Below are 15,586 nucleotides of genomic sequence, written 5' to 3'. Positions count from 1 at the left end.
GAAAATGCGAGGGGCCGATCTTCGTCGTGTCAGGAATGTTCGCCCGGGGCCGGTAAAACGATAAGTGCAATGTTTCGAACGATTGATGTTTTCCGGTTATCAATCAAAAGTTCGTCGCCGGGCGCGATCCCACAGCGCCGCGCAGCTCGGCCTGCTGCCGATTATTCGGCCGATCCCACTAGTCAATTCGCGCTAGGCCGCTTTATCGCGGCCGTGCGGGCTCCTATATTCGGTCTCGTTGCCGGCCGAACGCTGCATGTCAGCCGAGACGCCGGTCCCGATCAACGATGCAAGTTTCGCGAAGGGAAGCATGATGAGCAAACTTACAGGGAAGGTGGCTGTTGTCACGGGTGCATCGAAAGGCATCGGCGCCGCCATTGCGAAGGCGCTTGCAGCCGAAGGCGCTTCGGTCGTGGTCAATTACGCCAGCAGCAAGGACGGGGCAGATGCCGTCGTCTCGGCGATCACGATGGCGGGAGGGAAGGCCGTGGCCGTGCGCGGCGATGTATCGAAGGGCGCCGACGCGCAGGGTATCGTCGACACGGCGATCGAGACCTACGGCCGCCTCGACATCCTCGTCAACAACTCCGGCGTCTACGAATTCGCGCCCGTCGAAGCGATCACGGAAGCGCATTACCGCAAGCAATTCGACACGAACGTGCTCGGCCTGCTGCTCACCACGCAAGCCGCGGTCAAACATCTCGGCGAAGGCGCGAGCATCGTCAACGTCAGTTCCGTCGCATCGACCCTCACGCCACCGGAGAGCGCTGTCTACAGCGGCACCAAAGGCGCCGTCGATGCGATCACAGGCGTGCTCGCGCGCGAGTTGGGGCCGAAGAAGATCCGCGTGAACGCAATCAATCCCGGCGTGATCGTGACCGAGGGCACGCGGAGCGCCGGCGTGATCGGATCGGATATGGAGCAGTTCATGGTCAGCCAGACGCCGCTAGGCCGCGTGGGGCAGCCTGACGACATCGCGGCGGCCGTGGTCTTCCTCGCGTCGGACGACGCAAGATGGCTCACGGGCGAACATATCGTCGCCAGCGGAGGCATGCGATAAGGCTCGCCCGCGCGGCGCCTCGTCCTTCGGCAAGGATCAGGCGGCGCGCGAATGCCGCTCAGAACTTATGCGGGATCCCTGTCACGGCAACGATATTAACGTCGGCCCGGCCTAGCGGAATACCCCCGTTCCCGGTTCGATGAAGGTTCCAAGCGCCGGTATTGCACTCGAAGTGCAATACCGGGCAAAGGAAAATCGATCAAAAGGTGGCGGTCACGCCGAGCATGAAGACTAGCTGATTGCCTGCCGACGAAGGTGTCGAGTTTTGTGAATCGCCGACGAGTGCTGCAGCGTCGATCACCTGTCCGCCGCCTTTCGCGCCGAGTGCTTTGCCGTTGGCATGGGTGTAGGCTTGGAGCGCATACAAGGTCGTGCGCTTGGACAGGCTGTACGCCTCCTTGAGCGAGACCTCCGAATAGTGCGCGGCCGACGCGATGCCGTTTGCCTTCGATGCAGCGGTATACGAATAGCCGGCCGCCACGGCGAACGCCGGTGTGAATCGATACGCGGCGAGCCCGCTGTAGGTATTGAACATGGCCGTGTCGCGGAACAGCGACCGATTGCCCGGCGCGTAACGCACGTTCGCATAGTTCAAGCCGAGCGTCAGGCCGCCGATCGTGTAGTTGCCGGCGATTGCCGCATGCTGGATGCTGCGCGCCGATACGTATCCGGCGTTGACCGAGGAAGTCGGGATATTCGCCGTCGACGCGCTATCGAAACCGCTCGCGAGCTCCGTGTTGTACATCTTCAGATAGCCGGCGGCCACGCTGAGCGGGCCTTTCACGTAACGCAAGGCCGCGCTGACGGTCTGGCCGCGTCCGAGGCTGCCCGCCACCCCGCCCACACCATAGAGCGCGCCGACGGTAAATCCGGCGACGGTCGGCGATACATACGACACGGAATTGTTGATGCGAAAACTGCTGTCGAGGCCATTGATATCGCCGGGCTGCGCGCCCGTTGCGCCAGTCAGCCAGTTGCTGCTCGCATAAGGGCCGAGGAACAAGTAGTAGGGCGTGTATTGGCGGCCGGCCGTCAATGTGCCGGCCCGGGCGCTCTGCAATCCCACGAACGCCTGGCGATTGAACAGCAGCCCCGCCGACGAATTGGCGCCCGTGTTCAGATCGAAGCCGGCTTCGAGTTGGAAGATCGTCTTGACGCCGCCGCCAAGGTCTTCGACGCCGCGAAAACCGAACTTCGAGGTGGACAGGTTGCCGGCTCGCAAGTACGTCCGCGATGCGCCCTGCGAATTGTTGACGTAGGCGATGCCATCGTCGACGACGCCGTACAGCGTCACGCTGCTTTGCGCGCAGGCTAGGTGCACGGCGAACAGCGTGCAGCCCGGAACGAGCCACCGTAAAGCGCAAGCGAGGTGGCGGGAGGATTTCGTTGACATGCATGTCTCCAGTTTTTCGAGTAATCGGTCGAACCTTTGTCTTCCTACGTAAGGGTCGGGCGCGACAAGTCGTGTGGTTTTGCACACGAGTGCAACTTTGAGGTAGTTTTTATTTGCTTTCAACCGGTATGCTCACAAAAACACGTGAGCATTTACCCGCATAGCAGGCGAACCGCCTGTGTGCCGACCGATTCGCAAGGGGCGTGGTTGCCGATGTCCGGCTTCGCGAGCGCGTTGCCGGTCGCGCCTCGTGCTGCGCGTGTGTCGAATGGCGCGGCAGTTTCCGATGCCCGGGACGGAATCGGATGCGAGCGTCGTCGTGTTGTCGTCGCGGTCGGAGGTCTGAATAGTGAACACGTGTGCGATTCCGATCTGTTTGGTAAGCTAGCGGCTCGGCGACGTAGACGATTGGAGCGCGTGGGACGCACATGAACGATAGAGAGAAGGAGCGGGAGAAAAGCTGGGCGACCGCTGAAGATGTAGCGAAACTCGCCGGCGTGTCGCGTTCGGCGGTCTCGCGTGCGTTCACCCCTGGCGCCAGCATTTCCAGCAAGACCCGAACACAGGTCATGCAGGCGGCGGAAAAACTTGGGTATCAGGTGGACATCAATGCGCGCAACATGATTCAGGGGCGCAGCAGCTTCGTCGGCGTGATTACTTCGGGGCTGACCAACCCCTTCCGGGTCAAGCTGCTCGCGCCGCTCGCCCATTACCTAGGCGAGCACGGCTTCCTGCCGATCCTGATGAATGCCGACGACGCCGACCAAATCGCCCATTCGTTGCAAATCTTGTTGAGCTATCGGATCGCCGGCGTGATCATGACGTCCGGCGCGCCGCCGCTCGCGTTGGCGCGCGAATACGTCAACCGTCGCATTCCGGTGGCGATGGTCAATCGGGCGGCGGAGCTCGATGGCGCCGACGTGGTCAACAGTGACAACGACGCGGGCGGCCGGATGGCCGCGCAGCGGCTCGTGCAGTCGGGCGCCACACACTTCGCGTTCATCGGGCCGCACATTTCCAACTTCAGCGGCAAGGCGCGCTGCGATGCATTCGTGGACGCGCTCGAAGAATTGCCGCGGCGCAAAGGCGAAGTCGAACTGTGCAACACCTCGACCGATAGTTACGAAGGTGGACAGCAGGCCGCCAACACGCTTTTGAAGCGGTCGCGCGGCATTCCCGACGGTGTTTTCTGCGCCACCGACATGATCGCGTTGGGCTTTATCGACGCGGTGCGGCATCGTTTCGGCAAGCGTGTCCCGGAAGATATTCGTGTGATCGGTTTCGACGATATCCAGCATGCCGCGCTGGACAGCTATCGATTGTCTACGGTTGCACAGAACGTGCAGGAACTCGCGCGCTGCGCCGTACAAGTGCTGGTCGAGCGGATGAACGACTTCGAGTTGCCGGCGCAAGTGCGCGTGGTCCCTGTTTCTTTCGTCGAACGCGAGACGGCGGGGCCGCTATCCGGGTAAATCCCGGGTTCGCAACGACGTCTTTTACACGCCTCTTGTTGAACAAGCCTTCGCTTGATGTTAGATTGCACTCGTGTGCAAAACTGTTTCGCAGCGATGGTGAACTTCCGCTCGATCATCGTCTGAATGCTGACGCTACCCCGCCGCAGCAGCCCTGACCGTCGAGCACCGACATATAAATAACTGGAGACAATCGCATGAAAAGCATTTTGCGGCGCTCGGTCGCTCTCGTTTTGGGGCTATGCGTCATGTCGGTCGCGCACGCTGCAGGCAAGTTGAACGTGCTGTGCTCAGCAGACCTCGAATGGTGTCAATTGATGAAGGCGCGCTTCGAGAAGGACAGCGGGGTGCAGGTGTCCATGATCCGCAAGAGCGCGGGGGAAAGCTTCGCGCAAATTCAAGCGCAGGCGAAGAATCCGCAGGTCGACGTATGGTGGGCCGGCTCGGGCGATGCGCATTTACAGGCGGCGTTCGAGAATCTGACTCAGGCGTATCAGTCGCCGTTGCAAGCGCAACTGCAGCCATGGGCGCAGGGGTTCGCCAAGGTGGCGCAGGGCCGCTCGGTCGGAATCTATCAGGGCGTGCTGGGAATCGGCTACAACGAAAATGAGCTGAAAGCCCGCAAGCTGCCCGTGCCCAAGTGTTGGAAAGATCTGCTGAACCCGGCCTACAAGGGTGAGATCCAGATCGCCAATCCGAATTCGTCGGGAACGTCGTACGTCGCGCTCGCCACGCTCGTGCAGCTTTTCGGTGAAGACGACGCGTTCGCCTACATGCGTGCGCTCAATGCGAACATCAGCCAATACACGGATACGGGCGTCGCGCCCGGCGAGGCCGCCTCGCGCGGCGAGTCGACCGTGGCGATCGAATTCATGCACGACCTGATCAAGCAGAAGGTGGCCGGGTTTCCGATCGCAGTGACGCCCGCATGCGAGGGCACCGGCTACGAGATCGGCGGCATGAGCATTGTGGCGGGGGCGAAGAACCTTGCCGAGGCCAAGCGCTTCTACGACTTCGCGCTGCGCGCCGATACGCAAAGCGCGGCGGTCGACGCCAAAGCCTATCAAATTCCGTCGAACACGCAAGCGAAGGTGCCGCCGCAGGCGCCGAACCTGGCCTCGATCAAGTTGATCGATTACGACTTCGCGAAATACGGTTCGCCGCAGACGCGCAAGCATCTGTTGCAGCGCTGGACTTCGGAAATCTATTCTCACGGTAACTGAAGCACGCTGATGAAAAAGACTCTGTCGATTTGGCTGGCTCTCGGCGCTTTTGCACTCGTTGCGCTGCCTTGGTACCAACAGGACAGCGGTGTGTTCGCGCTGCATTGGCTCGCGCCGGGGGTATTCGAATCGGCCTCGGGTGCGTCTGCATTGTTGCAAGCCGCGCGCTTCGGATTGGCGCCCCTGTGGGGACTCTTCGGATGGCTTGTCGTTGCCGCGGCCGCCGTAGCCATCATTTCTACTCGACGACGGCTTGGCATCGTCTGGCTTTTGAGCGGGGCAGCCGGGCTCGCGACGATTGCTTGGCTGGCATGGGGCGTGACGGCGCACTCGGGCGCACCGGCCGGGCTTGGTGCCGGTGCGTTGCTCGCGGCCACCGTGTTCATCGTGATGTCGACTAGCGGGGCGGCGTTGTGCGGCGCCTGTCGCGGCGATCTGTTCGTTACCGCGGCAATCGGCATTGTGGTGGCGTTGATCGGCATGTTCGTGTTTTGGCCGGTCGGGAGCATTCTGCTCGATGCGTTCGGCGATGCGGATGGCCGCTTTGCGCTGGCGGCCGTCCTGCCGCGAGTCGCCTCGCGTAGTGTGTGGGAGCTCGCGTGCCTGTCCGCAGGCCGCACGTGCGGCGTGGCATGGAACACGTTGGCGCTCGCCGTGGCGAGTGCGGCCGGTTCGACGTTGCTCGGCATCGTCTTCGCATTGCTGGTGGCGCGCACGTCGGCGCGCTGGGTTCGGATATTACGCAGCCTGAGCGTCCTGCCGATCATTACGCCGCCGTTCGTGCTGGGGCTCGCATTGATTATGTTGCTGGGCCGCAATGGCGCACTGACGATGTTGATCGCGGATCTGTTCGGCGTGAGGCCCGGGCGGTGGCTCTATGGCCTGCCGGGCGTGTGTCTGTCGCAACTGCTTGCATTCACGCCGATCGCATTCATGACGCTGATCGGCGTGGTCGAAGGGGTGGGGCCCTCGCTCGAAGAAGCTTCCCAAACGCTCGGCGCATCGCGCTGGCAGACCTTCGCGACCGTGTCGTTGCCGCTGATGCGCCCTGGCCTGGCCAACGCTTTCCTATTGTGTTTCATCGAGAGCATGGCGGATTTCGGCAATCCGATCGTGCTCGGCGGAAATTTCCATGTGCTGTCCACGGAAATCTATTTCTCCGTCGTCGGTGCGCAGAACGATCCCGGCCGCGCGGCCGGACTCGGTCTCGTGCTGCTCGTGTTCGCACTCGGCGCCTTCATGCTGCAAAACCTGTGGCTCGGCCGCAAATCCTACGTCACGGTATCGGGCAAGGCCGATAGCGGCGCGCACGCCGCGCTCGATCGCCGCCTCCAAATCGGGTTGTGGTGCGTGGCCCTGCCCTGGTATGGATTCACGCTCGTCGTGTACGGCATGATGCTGCTGGGTGGCTTCGTCAAGATTTGGGGCGTCGACAACAGTCTGACGTTCGCGCATTACCTCGATGCGTTCGGCGTCTCGGGCGATGCCGGCGGCTTGCACTGGCACGGCCAGGCGTGGCCGTCGTTCTTCACGACGCTCAGCATTGCCGCGATCGCCACACCGTTGACGTCGCTCGTCGGCATGCTCGCGGCGTGGCTGTTGATCCGTCAGCGCTTCGCCGGCAAACGCCTCTTCGAATTCGGCACGTTGCTCAGCTTTGCGATTCCGGGCACGGTGATCGGCATTGCCTATCTGCTGACCTTCAACTCCGGCCCGGTCGAACTGACCGGAACGGCGGCGATCCTCGTGCTGTGCTTTGTCTTTCGCAACATGCCCATGGGGCTGCGCAGCGGCATCGCCGCAATGCGCCAACTCGATGCGAGTCTGGACGAAGCCTCCATCATGCTGCGCGCTGGCAGTTTCACGACCATCCGCCGGGTGATTCTGCCGCTGCTGCGCCCGGCGTTGGCTTCGGCGTTGGTATATAGCTTCGTGCGCTCCATCACGTCGGTCAGCGCCGTGATCTTTCTGGTCAGCGCCAATTACGACATGGCCACGTCCTACATCATCGGCCTTGTCTCGAACGGCAATTACGGTACAGCGATCGCCTATGCGAGCGTGCTCGTTGTCGTCATGCTGCTGATGATTCTGCTGACGCAACGATTCGTCGGCACACGCCGGTTGCGCGCTCGGACCCGTGTCCAATCCGCGGGCAAGCCGCGCGCCGTACTGAAGGAGAATGCAGCATGAGAGAAAACCAGCAACGCGGTTCACTCGCTTTCGAGCGGGTAACCAAGCGCTATGGCAAAAGCGTCGCTGTCGACGACATCAGTTTCAGCATCGAACCGAAGACACTGGTGACGCTGCTCGGTCCCAGCGGTTGCGGCAAGACGACCACGCTTCGAATGATCGCCGGATTGGAGCGAGTCGACGAAGGCCGCATTTCGATCGGCGGCCGCGACGTGACCGAACTGTCGGCGGCGGAACGCGATGTCAGCATGGTGTTCCAGTCGTATGCATTGTTCCCGCACATGAGCGTGGTCGAAAACGTGGCTTACGGGTTGACGGTGGCGCGCCAACCAAAAAAGCAGGCGCGCGAACGTGCGCTCGCGGCCCTCGCGCTCGTGGGTCTCGCCGATCTGGAAGATCGCTCGCCCAGCGAGTTATCGGGCGGTCAGCAACAACGCGTTGCCGTTGCGCGGGCGTTGGTGCTCGAGCCCGAGGTTCTGCTGCTCGACGAGCCGCTCTCGAATCTCGACGCCAAAATGCGAACCCGCGTGAGAGACGAGATTCGGGATTTGCAACTGAAGCTGGGATTGACGGCGGTCTATGTGACGCACGATCAGGAAGAGGCGCTAGCCATTTCCGATCAGATCGTCGTGATGAACCGTAAAAAGATCGTTCAGCAAGGTTCGCCGCGAGAAATCTTCGAGGCCCCTGCCGACGAGTTCGTTGCGGACTTCATCGGTAACGCCAACCTGGTGGACGGCGAGATTCGTAGCGCGAACGGCAAGACCGCGAACTGCCTGATCGGCAGCGCGGTGGTGGACCTTCCCTATGCGGGCACACGAACGGGGCCGGTCCGCATTGCGTTGCGTCCCGAAGCGATCGCGCTGCAGGTCGCGAGCGGCGACGCCGCGCTGATCGGCGAAGTGAGCCGCGCCACCTATCTCGGCAGAGAAATGCAGTACGCCATTCAATCGGAACTTGGAGAGCTCTTCGTCGTGTGTCATCGTCTGGATCAGATTTTCCCCCGCGGCGCGCGGGTTGGCCTGCAGCTCAAAGCGCACGGCGCAGCGATCGTGGGAGCGCATGCATGACAGCCACGGAGTCGCCCACGCCTGTTTCGATCGATCTCGATGCCCGCTATATGCTAGCGCGCATGATCGCAAGGGAAGCCGGCCAGCGTGCGCTGCAACTGTTTCGCAATCGCGCTGCGCTCGAAGTCGAGCATAAGGGCTTGCAGGACGTCGTCAGCATGGCCGATCGCGAGGTGGAAGGTATCGTCCGCGCATATGTGAACGATGCATTTCCCGAGGATGCGTTTCTCGGCGAAGAGAGCGCGAGCGGGGCATCAGCCGCGTTGCAGAGCGAACGCGTCGTCTGGGTCGTCGATCCGATCGACGGAACGAGTTGTTTCCTGAACGGCATGCACGCCTGGTGCGTCTCGATCGGCATTCTGATCGACGGCGAGCCTGCTGTCGGCGTCGTGTTCGATCCGAATAGCGGCGAGCTTTTTCATGCCGCGCGGGGGCAGGGTGCGTTCGTGGGCGAGACAAGGTTAACTGCGAGCCCGGCGCGCTCGGTTTGCGAGGGTGTGCTCGGCGTAGGGTTCTCCCATCGGGTCGAGCCGGGCGTCTTCATTCCGTTTCTCGATCGGCTGCTGCGCGAGGGTGGGATGTTCATCCGCAACGGATCGGGTGCGCTTATGATCGCGTACGTTGCAGCGGGGCGTTTGATCGGCTATTACGAGCCGCATATCAACGCTTGGGACTGCTTGGCGGGGATCGTGCTGGTACGCGAGGCCGGGGGGGCGGTCAACGATTTCTTCGCCGATGGGGGGCTGCTCGAGGGAAATCCGATCATCGCTGCCGGCGGGGAGATGTACGCGAACTTGCTTGCTTTGATCGACGGTACGCAAGCCTGAGAACCGTTGCAGTTCGTTGGACGGCCTGACGAAGCACGGGGTCGGGTCCGCTACGCCGACTGCGTGGCGAATTCGTCCGCGGCCACGGGGTTCAACTGCCGGCGTCGTTGCAGGCCAGCAGCGGCAGACAGCGCGCCCCCAGCTCGGTGAAGATCGTGTGAACTTGAACGCCGTCCGAACCGGCGTCGACGGCGGCGCGCACGTCGGCGCCGGTCCGAATGCCCCCTACGGCGATCAACGCCGACCGGCCGTCGAGATGCGTAGCCAGCGCTTGTAGCCGCTCGATTCGTGCGGGGTCTTCGGGCAGCACGGCGATCACCCCATCGAACCCCGCGTCGACGGCCGCTTCGGCCAGCAACAGCGGAAACTCGCCGGTCGCACCGAGCGGCAGCTTGAGCGCGAGCCCGACGTGCCGCTGCGCGCCGGCGGCGCTGCGCTCTCGCTCCCTAGCGACGGCAGCGAACGCGCGCAGGAGTAAATTCCAGTGCTCGTATGCCAGCAGCGGGCGGTATCGGCGCGCGCTCAGATTGAAGCTCAAATAATCGGCTGCAGCCCAACTTTCGCGTAGGCCGCCCGTCCATTCCTCAGCCAGCGCCGCGGGCGCGGCAGCCTGCATGCCAAGGCCAATGCCGATGCGAGTCGTGCTTCGTTCGCGCGAAGGCAGTGCCGCCAAGCGCGCTGCGAGCGAACGCACGCCGCCATGGCTGCCCGGTTCCGGGTTCGGGGTGACCGTGCCGAATTCGACGCTGCCAAAGCCCATGGCGAGCAACTCGGCGGCCCGCGCTCCATCCTTATCGATTCCGCCGGCCAATCCGAGCCGGCTGGGCCATCGGTTCGCGCTCATCCGTACCGCCTCGCGAATTGCGTCATGAAACGGATCAATGCGTCGACGCCCGCTTCCGGCATCGCGTTGTAGAGGCTGGCGCGCAGCCCGCCAACGTGAGGGTGGCCGCGCAGATGCGCGAGCCCCGCACGTTCGGCTTCATCGAGAAAATGGCCGGTCAGCGTGTCGTTGGCGAGATGGAATCGGACGTTCGTGATCGAGCGATGCCCTGGTGCGACCGGAGCGATGTAGAAGCCGTCGCTCTCATCGATCGCGCGATACAGAGAAGCGGCCTTGCGTCGGTTGACCTCGGCCATCGCCGTCAATCCGCCGCATTGCTCGATCCATTCGAAGACAAGGGCCGCAATCAGAATGGCGAGCGTCGGCGGGGTATTGATACAGCTTCCCTGCGCTGCCTGCATGCCGTAATGCAAGGGCGCCGGCGCGGCCGTCGCGGCGCGCTGCAACAGGTCTTCTCGGACGATGACGATCGTGAGACCGGCCGGGCCGATGTTCTTCTGGGCGCTGGCATAGACGAGGCCGAACCTCGATACGTCGAGCGGCGCGCTGAGTATGCACGAGGTCGCGTCGGCAACGAGCGGAACGTCGCCGGTAACGGGCAATGCGGGATATGCCACGCCGTCGACCGTTTCATTCACCGTGATATGGCAGTAGGCGCTATCGTGCGGCAGTTGCCAATCGGATAGCGCAGGCGCCGCGAGCGGCGTGCTGCCGGCATGCTTTGCCGCCACGATCACGGGCGCATGACGGCTCGCCTCTTGCATCGCGCGGCGCGACCAGTAGCCGGAATCCGCATAGGCGGCACGCCTCAATCTCGCCGCCGAATCGATCAGATTCATCGGCACCGCCGCGAATTGATGCATCGCGCCGCCTGCTAGAAACAGCACCCGGTAGTCCTGCGGCACTTGGAGCAGCCGTATGAGACGCGTGCGTGCGCCCGCCAACGCTTCGCGGAAATCGTCGCCCGTGAAAGGCCGCTCGATCGCCGCGGTCCCATGCGCATCGCGGCGAAACAAGGTCTCGCCGGCGCGCGCGAGCACCGCATCGGGCAGACGCGAAGGCCCGGCCGCGAAGCTCCACGCCGCGTCGCTTTGCGCGACCGTGCAAGACGAGGTCGAGATCATGCTCGTCAACCCGCGGCAATGCCGCCGTGCGCGCCCGCAGCCATGAACAACAGCAGCGGGATCGACAACATCGTATTGGTGCGCGAGGACAGGTGCGTAATGCGCGCGCAGCGTAGGCGCTCGTCGAGCGCCGCGGGTTTGAGCCCGAGCACTTTCTGTTGATGTGGCCAGAGCACGAGCCATACGTTCGCCATCATCAGCGTGCCGATATACATGCCGATGCCGATCGGCGCGAGGTCGCCCTGCAGCGAGAGCGCACCAGGCAGCCAGCCGCGGCGCCAGAGCATCAATATGCCCGCGGACCAGGCGATGACCGAGGCCCAGCGGAAGATGCCGTGCTCGCGATTGAGCAGCGCTTGAAAGCGAGGGCTTTGGTCGTCGCTCAAGTCCGCGCGCGCAAGCGGCCGCCAACTCGGGCGTTGAATGACGCTGGAGTAGTTGTGGCCGACCCAAATGATGCCCGCGATGAAATGCGTCCAGCGCAGCAGAAGATCGATCGTCATCACGCGCTACCTCCTCAAGTCATCAAAAGCCGCGCGATGGCGACGAGCACTGCGCTGATCAACGCGCCCAGCACGATCGTGCCGGTGGCGGTGTCGTAAGGGTGGCGCATTCAATCCTCCATGAAAGCCGTGGACACGCCGCTGCCGCTGCGTTTGACGAGGGGCTTGCGAAAGCGCAGCGGCTGCGTCGCTTGGCTCGCGGCCTGTTGCACGAGATGATGATGCGGCGAGCGGCTGCAGGCTGGATCGGTATTGGCCGCATCGCCTGTGAGTAGAAAGGCCTGGCAGCGGCAGCCGCCGAAATCTTTTTCCTTTTCGGCGCATGAAAGGCAGGGCTCGCGCAGCCAATCGAGGCCGCGATACCGGCGAAACAGTTCGGATTCGTGCCACAGCCACGACAGCGGCTTCTCGCGCACCGATTCGAACACCAGCCCCGGGATCACGCGCGCTTCCTGGCAGGGCATCGCGACGCCATCGGGTGCGATGGTCAGATGGATCGCGCCCCAGCCGTTCATGCATGCTTTGGGACGGCCCTCGTAATAGTCGGGAATGACGAAATAAATCGTCATGCGCTCGCCCAGTTTGTCGCGCCAGCGCCGAATCGTCGCTTCGGCTTCCCGCACCTGCTCGAGCGTGGGCATGAGCTCGTCGCGATTGAGCAGCGCCCAGTTGTAGTACTGGATATTGGCGAATTCGATGTATTCCACGCCGATCTCGGCGGCAAATTCGCAGACCGCATCGATCTCGCCGATGTTCTGCCGGCCCACCGGCATGTTCAGCACCATGGGCAAGCCGTGCGCCTTGATGCGGCGCGCGGCTTCGAGCTTGTGCGCGTGCGCCTTCGCACCGACCAACTCGTCGTTCAGTTGCGGCCGCATCGCTTGCAGCGATAGCTGAACCTGCTTCAGGCCGGCTTGCTTGAGCGCGATCATGCGTTGCTCGGTGAGCCCGATGCCGGAGGTGATGAGGTTCGTGTAAAAGCCGATCGAGTCGGCGTAGGCGACGAGTTCCTCCAAATCGTCCCGCTCCAGCGGTTCGCCGCCGGAGAAACCGAGCTGCAACGCGCCCAACGCGCGAGCATCGCGTAGGACTTCTTTCCATTCCTGCGTCGAGAGTTCGCGCTTCGCGTAGTCCTTGAAATTGAGCGGGTTGTTGCACCACGCGCATTTCAACGGACAGCGGTAGGTCAGTTCGAGCGTGAGCCACAGGGGCTGGCCTTGACCGTCGAGGCTGATTCCGTGGGATTCCTTAGGCATAGCCGTTTCCTCTCTCCTCCATCAGGTGGTGCGATGCGCCCACCCTTTCGACATATTTTTGGCCCGCGCCGCGAGCGTGACGACGCGAATCCATGGAGAACGCGCTCGCGGTTTCGGGTAAAGCGGCCTCGTGATTTTCATGAGCGTGCGGGACGGCGGTTGCTTCACGCCTCGATCAACCCGGCGCGCATGGCGATGACCGCCAATTCGGCGGCGTTGCTCGCGTTGAGCTTTTGCTTGATGTGATAAAGATGCGTGCCGACCGTGCTCGCGCTCAGGTGAAAATCGCAGGCGACTTCGTTGACCGAGCGGCCCTGCGCGAGTTGCAGAAAAACCGTGAACTCCTTGTCGGTCAAGGCTTGGGCCGGATGCGCGGCGCCGGAGAGTTGAGTCAACGCCACCTGCTGCGCGAGTTCGGGATCGAGATAACGTCGATCGTGCCCGACGAGCCGCACGGCCTGAATCAATTCCTGCGGCAAGCAACGCTTGCACAGATAGCCGGCGGCGCCCGCCTTCAGCGCCCGCACCGGAATCACGGCATCGTGATGGGCCGACAGCATCAGCACACGCGCGGCGGGATGATGGGCGCGCAGCCGTTCGAGCGCGGCAAGACCACCGATGCCCGGCATCGACACGTCCATCGTCAATACGTCGGGCTTGATTTCATCGTAAAGACGAAGCGCTTGTTCGCCGCTTTCGGCTTCCGCCGGCACGGTGGCTCCCGCTCCCTCGAGCAGCAGGCGAAAACCCATGCGGACCATGGCGTGATCATCGGCCAACAGCACGCTGAGACCGGCGAGAGAGGGACTCATGATGGACGCTCCGAAGGCGCGGGGGCGATCGCGGGCAGCCGTACGCCGAGCCGAGTGCCACCGCCGGTGCCGGGTTCGAAAACGAATTCGCCGCCGAGCATGCGTACGCGCTCTCGCATGCCGGCCAGGCCCAAGCCGCTGCCTACGGTGCGCGAGGCGACGGCGAGGCCGCCGCCGTTGTCGGCAACGACGAGTTCGAGCCATTTGCCGTTGCCCGAGCGCCGCACCGTTACGTCGACGCGTGTCGCGCGGGCGTGACGGGCCACGTTAGTCAGCCCTTCTTGAACGATCCGCAACATCGCGTGGTCGATCGTCTCCGCGATCGGCATCACGTGCTCCGCGAATGTCGCCGTCAATGCGATGTCCGGGTAATGCTGCTGCCAGATGCGCAAGTAGTGCCGCAGCGGCGCATGCGTAGCGGACGCATCGTGACCTGGCGCGTCGCGCAAACGATGCAGGATCGTGCGAACGCCGTCTTGCATTTGATTGGTCGCGGCGATGATGCTTTCGGCCGGGCCGCGCAATGCGCTTTTTTCGTCGGTGCGCTGAGCGATGGCGCCCGCCAGCGCACGCACTGCCGTAATGCCTTGCGCCAATTCGTCATGCAACTCGCGCGCGATATGCCGGCGTTCGGCTTCGAGCCTTGCATGCACTTGCTCTCCCAATTCCCGTTCGCTCTCGAGGCGCACGTTGTGGTCGACCGCCTGCGCGAGGCGATCGGCCATACCGTTGAACGCTTTGGCAAGGCGCCCCAGCTCCGGTATCGGAAAGGCGGGAAGACGCGTGTCGAAGCATCCCGCACCCGTGCGGTCCAACGCCGTCATGATCTGACCGAGCGGGCGCAGCGCATGCTCGAGCGCGTGGCGCACCCCGATGAACAAAGCGGACAGGAGGACGATGGCCCAACCGGCCATGGCGCACAAGTCGTCCCAGGCATCGAGCGTCGCGCGCGACGGATCGGGATGAAGGACGAGCGTGAGTCCTGCCGCATCGATACGCCAGGCGGTGAACGCCGGTTCGACGAGCGCGGCGAACCACGCGGGCGCCGCGCGACCGGCTTTGTAGCTCGACGGCGGCGACAAATAGCGCCACGATCCGCCCAGGTCGATCACTTCGAGCGCGTTGGCGCGAATCCGGCCCACGGCGACGATTTGCGCCATGAGGCGCGCGCGGTTGGCGTTCGACGGCTGCGCCCTCAGCTCGGCGGCGGAGGCCGTCAGCCATTGCTCGGCCACGCGTGCGGCGGCCGTCACTTCTTCATGAATCGCGGCGCGTGTCTGCCTCACCCACAGCGCGCCGAGCGTCGTCATCAGAATGGCGGCGAGCACCGTCAATACCAGGCCGATGCGGGTATGCAGGCTCAATGGCTTGAGTCGTCGTAGTGTTGTCATCCTCTCATGCACTCCCTCTTGTGGAGCGAGGGCTATGGCGCCCCGGTTCTTGAAAATTTAAACATGCAAATTTGATACCACAATTAGCGGCGAGTCGCTGCGGGGCGGCGCGTGGCCGCTTGCCTGCCCTTGCTTGTTTCAATGCGAGACACGTGCGACAGCAGATTGCTTCAAAACGAGACAGCGGTGCGTCGTGGAGTCATGATTTTCATGAGCCTTTTTTGGCGAGATGCCGCTGGAGCGCGCTCGATTCGAAGCCAATAATCGGCCCACGGATGGCATGTTGCCTTTCCGAAATAAAAGGAGACTTGATATGACTTGGGAAAATCCGGCTTTCTGCGAGATCCGCCTCGGCTTCGAGGTCACCGCCTACGTCTACGTGCGCTAAAAGGCGACCGGACGGAAGCGGCAGCGTCTCCGT

At 63.1% G+C, this 15,586-nt stretch carries 14 protein-coding genes; 7 read left to right on the top strand and 7 right to left on the bottom strand.

What is annotated here, in order from left to right:
* Positions 1-313 precede the first annotated feature (313 nt).
* On the top strand, positions 314-1,060 hold the full coding sequence (locus QQS38_RS05675; RefSeq protein WP_479644540.1) for an SDR family NAD(P)-dependent oxidoreductase: 747 nt from the start codon (positions 314-316) through the stop codon (positions 1,058-1,060).
* 199 nt (positions 1,061-1,259) lie between these two features.
* Here QQS38_RS05675 and QQS38_RS05670 read toward each other — a convergent pair whose 3' ends face one another.
* Complete coding sequence (locus QQS38_RS05670; protein ID WP_479644393.1) at positions 1,260-2,453, bottom strand: porin; 1,194 nt, start codon at positions 2,451-2,453, stop codon at positions 1,260-1,262.
* A 428-nt stretch (positions 2,454-2,881) separates the two neighbouring features.
* Between QQS38_RS05670 and QQS38_RS05665 the strand changes: the two genes are divergently transcribed.
* The 5 genes from QQS38_RS05665 (at position 2,882) to QQS38_RS05645 (ending at position 9,235) form a co-directional block, all read left to right on the top strand.
* On the top strand, positions 2,882-3,925 hold the full coding sequence (locus QQS38_RS05665) for a LacI family DNA-binding transcriptional regulator (RefSeq protein ID WP_479644392.1): 1,044 nt from the start codon (positions 2,882-2,884) through the stop codon (positions 3,923-3,925).
* 197 nt (positions 3,926-4,122) lie between these two features.
* Entirely contained in the window at positions 4,123-5,148 is a 1,026-nt protein-coding gene (locus QQS38_RS05660) for an ABC transporter substrate-binding protein (protein ID WP_479644391.1), read from the top strand.
* 9 nt (positions 5,149-5,157) lie between these two features.
* Positions 5,158-7,338, top strand: coding sequence for an ABC transporter permease (locus tag QQS38_RS05655; protein WP_479644390.1), 2,181 nt, complete (start codon positions 5,158-5,160; stop codon positions 7,336-7,338).
* Entirely contained in the window at positions 7,335-8,408 is a 1,074-nt protein-coding gene (locus QQS38_RS05650) for an ABC transporter ATP-binding protein (protein ID WP_479644389.1), read from the top strand. Before QQS38_RS05655 ends, QQS38_RS05650 begins: the two co-directional genes overlap by 4 nt.
* Entirely contained in the window at positions 8,405-9,235 is an 831-nt protein-coding gene (locus tag QQS38_RS05645) for an inositol monophosphatase family protein (RefSeq protein WP_479644388.1), read from the top strand. Before QQS38_RS05650 ends, QQS38_RS05645 begins: the two co-directional genes overlap by 4 nt.
* A gap of 91 nt (positions 9,236-9,326) precedes the next feature.
* Here the strand turns inward: QQS38_RS05645 and QQS38_RS05640 are convergent, their stop codons facing one another.
* The 6 genes from QQS38_RS05640 to QQS38_RS05615 all read right to left on the bottom strand — a co-directional run bounded on the left by QQS38_RS05640 (position 9,327) and on the right by QQS38_RS05615 (position 15,165).
* The gene (locus QQS38_RS05640) at positions 9,327-10,079 is read right to left on the bottom strand and encodes a hypothetical protein (RefSeq protein ID WP_479644387.1); all 753 of its coding nucleotides are present in this window, start codon (positions 10,077-10,079) and stop codon (positions 9,327-9,329) included.
* Complete coding sequence (serC, locus tag QQS38_RS05635; RefSeq protein WP_479644386.1) at positions 10,076-11,203, bottom strand: 3-phosphoserine/phosphohydroxythreonine transaminase; 1,128 nt, start codon at positions 11,201-11,203, stop codon at positions 10,076-10,078. Before serC ends, QQS38_RS05640 begins: the two co-directional genes overlap by 4 nt.
* Positions 11,204-11,208: 5 nt before the next feature.
* Positions 11,209-11,706, bottom strand: coding sequence for a urate hydroxylase PuuD (locus QQS38_RS05630; protein ID WP_479644385.1), 498 nt, complete (start codon positions 11,704-11,706; stop codon positions 11,209-11,211).
* Positions 11,707-11,816: 110 nt separating this feature from the next.
* Complete coding sequence (pqqE, locus tag QQS38_RS05625; protein WP_479644384.1) at positions 11,817-12,962, bottom strand: pyrroloquinoline quinone biosynthesis protein PqqE; 1,146 nt, start codon at positions 12,960-12,962, stop codon at positions 11,817-11,819.
* Between the two features lie 164 nt (positions 12,963-13,126).
* Positions 13,127-13,774: a response regulator gene (locus tag QQS38_RS05620; RefSeq protein WP_479644383.1), complete on the bottom strand. Its 648-nt coding sequence runs from the start codon at positions 13,772-13,774 to the stop codon at positions 13,127-13,129.
* The gene (locus QQS38_RS05615) at positions 13,771-15,165 is read right to left on the bottom strand and encodes a HAMP domain-containing sensor histidine kinase (RefSeq protein WP_479644382.1); all 1,395 of its coding nucleotides are present in this window, start codon (positions 15,163-15,165) and stop codon (positions 13,771-13,773) included. Before QQS38_RS05615 ends, QQS38_RS05620 begins: the two co-directional genes overlap by 4 nt.
* A 229-nt stretch (positions 15,166-15,394) precedes the next feature.
* Between QQS38_RS05615 and pqqA the strand changes: the two genes are divergently transcribed.
* Positions 15,395-15,553: a pyrroloquinoline quinone precursor peptide PqqA gene (gene pqqA, locus QQS38_RS05610; RefSeq protein ID WP_479644381.1), complete on the top strand. Its 159-nt coding sequence runs from the start codon at positions 15,395-15,397 to the stop codon at positions 15,551-15,553.
* Positions 15,554-15,586 lie beyond the last annotated feature (33 nt).

It is taken from the genome of Trinickia sp. Z7 (assembly GCF_056498045.1).
The sequence above is the reverse complement of the archived record's forward strand: the minus strand, read 5'-3'. Positions and strand labels throughout refer to the sequence as shown.

What these genes read in the sequence shown, in the direction of transcription:
- pqqA (WP_479644381.1), top strand. Translation starts at nt 15,395, where the DNA reads ATGCCGCTGGAGCGCGCTCGATTCGAAGCCAATAATCGGCCCACGGAT.
- QQS38_RS05675 (WP_479644540.1), top strand. Translation starts at nt 314, where the DNA reads ATGAGCAAACTTACAGGGAAGGTGGCTGTTGTCACGGGTGCATCGAAA.
- QQS38_RS05650 (WP_479644389.1), top strand. Translation starts at nt 7,335, where the DNA reads ATGAGAGAAAACCAGCAACGCGGTTCACTCGCTTTCGAGCGGGTAACC.
- QQS38_RS05615 (WP_479644382.1), bottom strand. Translation starts at nt 15,165, where the DNA reads ATGACAACACTACGACGACTCAAGCCATTGAGCCTGCATACCCGCATC.
- QQS38_RS05660 (WP_479644391.1), top strand. Translation starts at nt 4,123, where the DNA reads ATGAAAAGCATTTTGCGGCGCTCGGTCGCTCTCGTTTTGGGGCTATGC.
- QQS38_RS05645 (WP_479644388.1), top strand. Translation starts at nt 8,405, where the DNA reads ATGACAGCCACGGAGTCGCCCACGCCTGTTTCGATCGATCTCGATGCC.
- QQS38_RS05655 (WP_479644390.1), top strand. Translation starts at nt 5,158, where the DNA reads ATGAAAAAGACTCTGTCGATTTGGCTGGCTCTCGGCGCTTTTGCACTC.
- QQS38_RS05630 (WP_479644385.1), bottom strand. Translation starts at nt 11,706, where the DNA reads ATGACGATCGATCTTCTGCTGCGCTGGACGCATTTCATCGCGGGCATC.
- QQS38_RS05620 (WP_479644383.1), bottom strand. Translation starts at nt 13,774, where the DNA reads ATGAGTCCCTCTCTCGCCGGTCTCAGCGTGCTGTTGGCCGATGATCAC.
- pqqE (WP_479644384.1), bottom strand. Translation starts at nt 12,962, where the DNA reads ATGCCTAAGGAATCCCACGGAATCAGCCTCGACGGTCAAGGCCAGCCC.
- QQS38_RS05670 (WP_479644393.1), bottom strand. Translation starts at nt 2,453, where the DNA reads ATGTCAACGAAATCCTCCCGCCACCTCGCTTGCGCTTTACGGTGGCTC.
- QQS38_RS05640 (WP_479644387.1), bottom strand. Translation starts at nt 10,079, where the DNA reads ATGAGCGCGAACCGATGGCCCAGCCGGCTCGGATTGGCCGGCGGAATC.
- QQS38_RS05665 (WP_479644392.1), top strand. Translation starts at nt 2,882, where the DNA reads ATGAACGATAGAGAGAAGGAGCGGGAGAAAAGCTGGGCGACCGCTGAA.
- serC (WP_479644386.1), bottom strand. Translation starts at nt 11,203, where the DNA reads ATGATCTCGACCTCGTCTTGCACGGTCGCGCAAAGCGACGCGGCGTGG.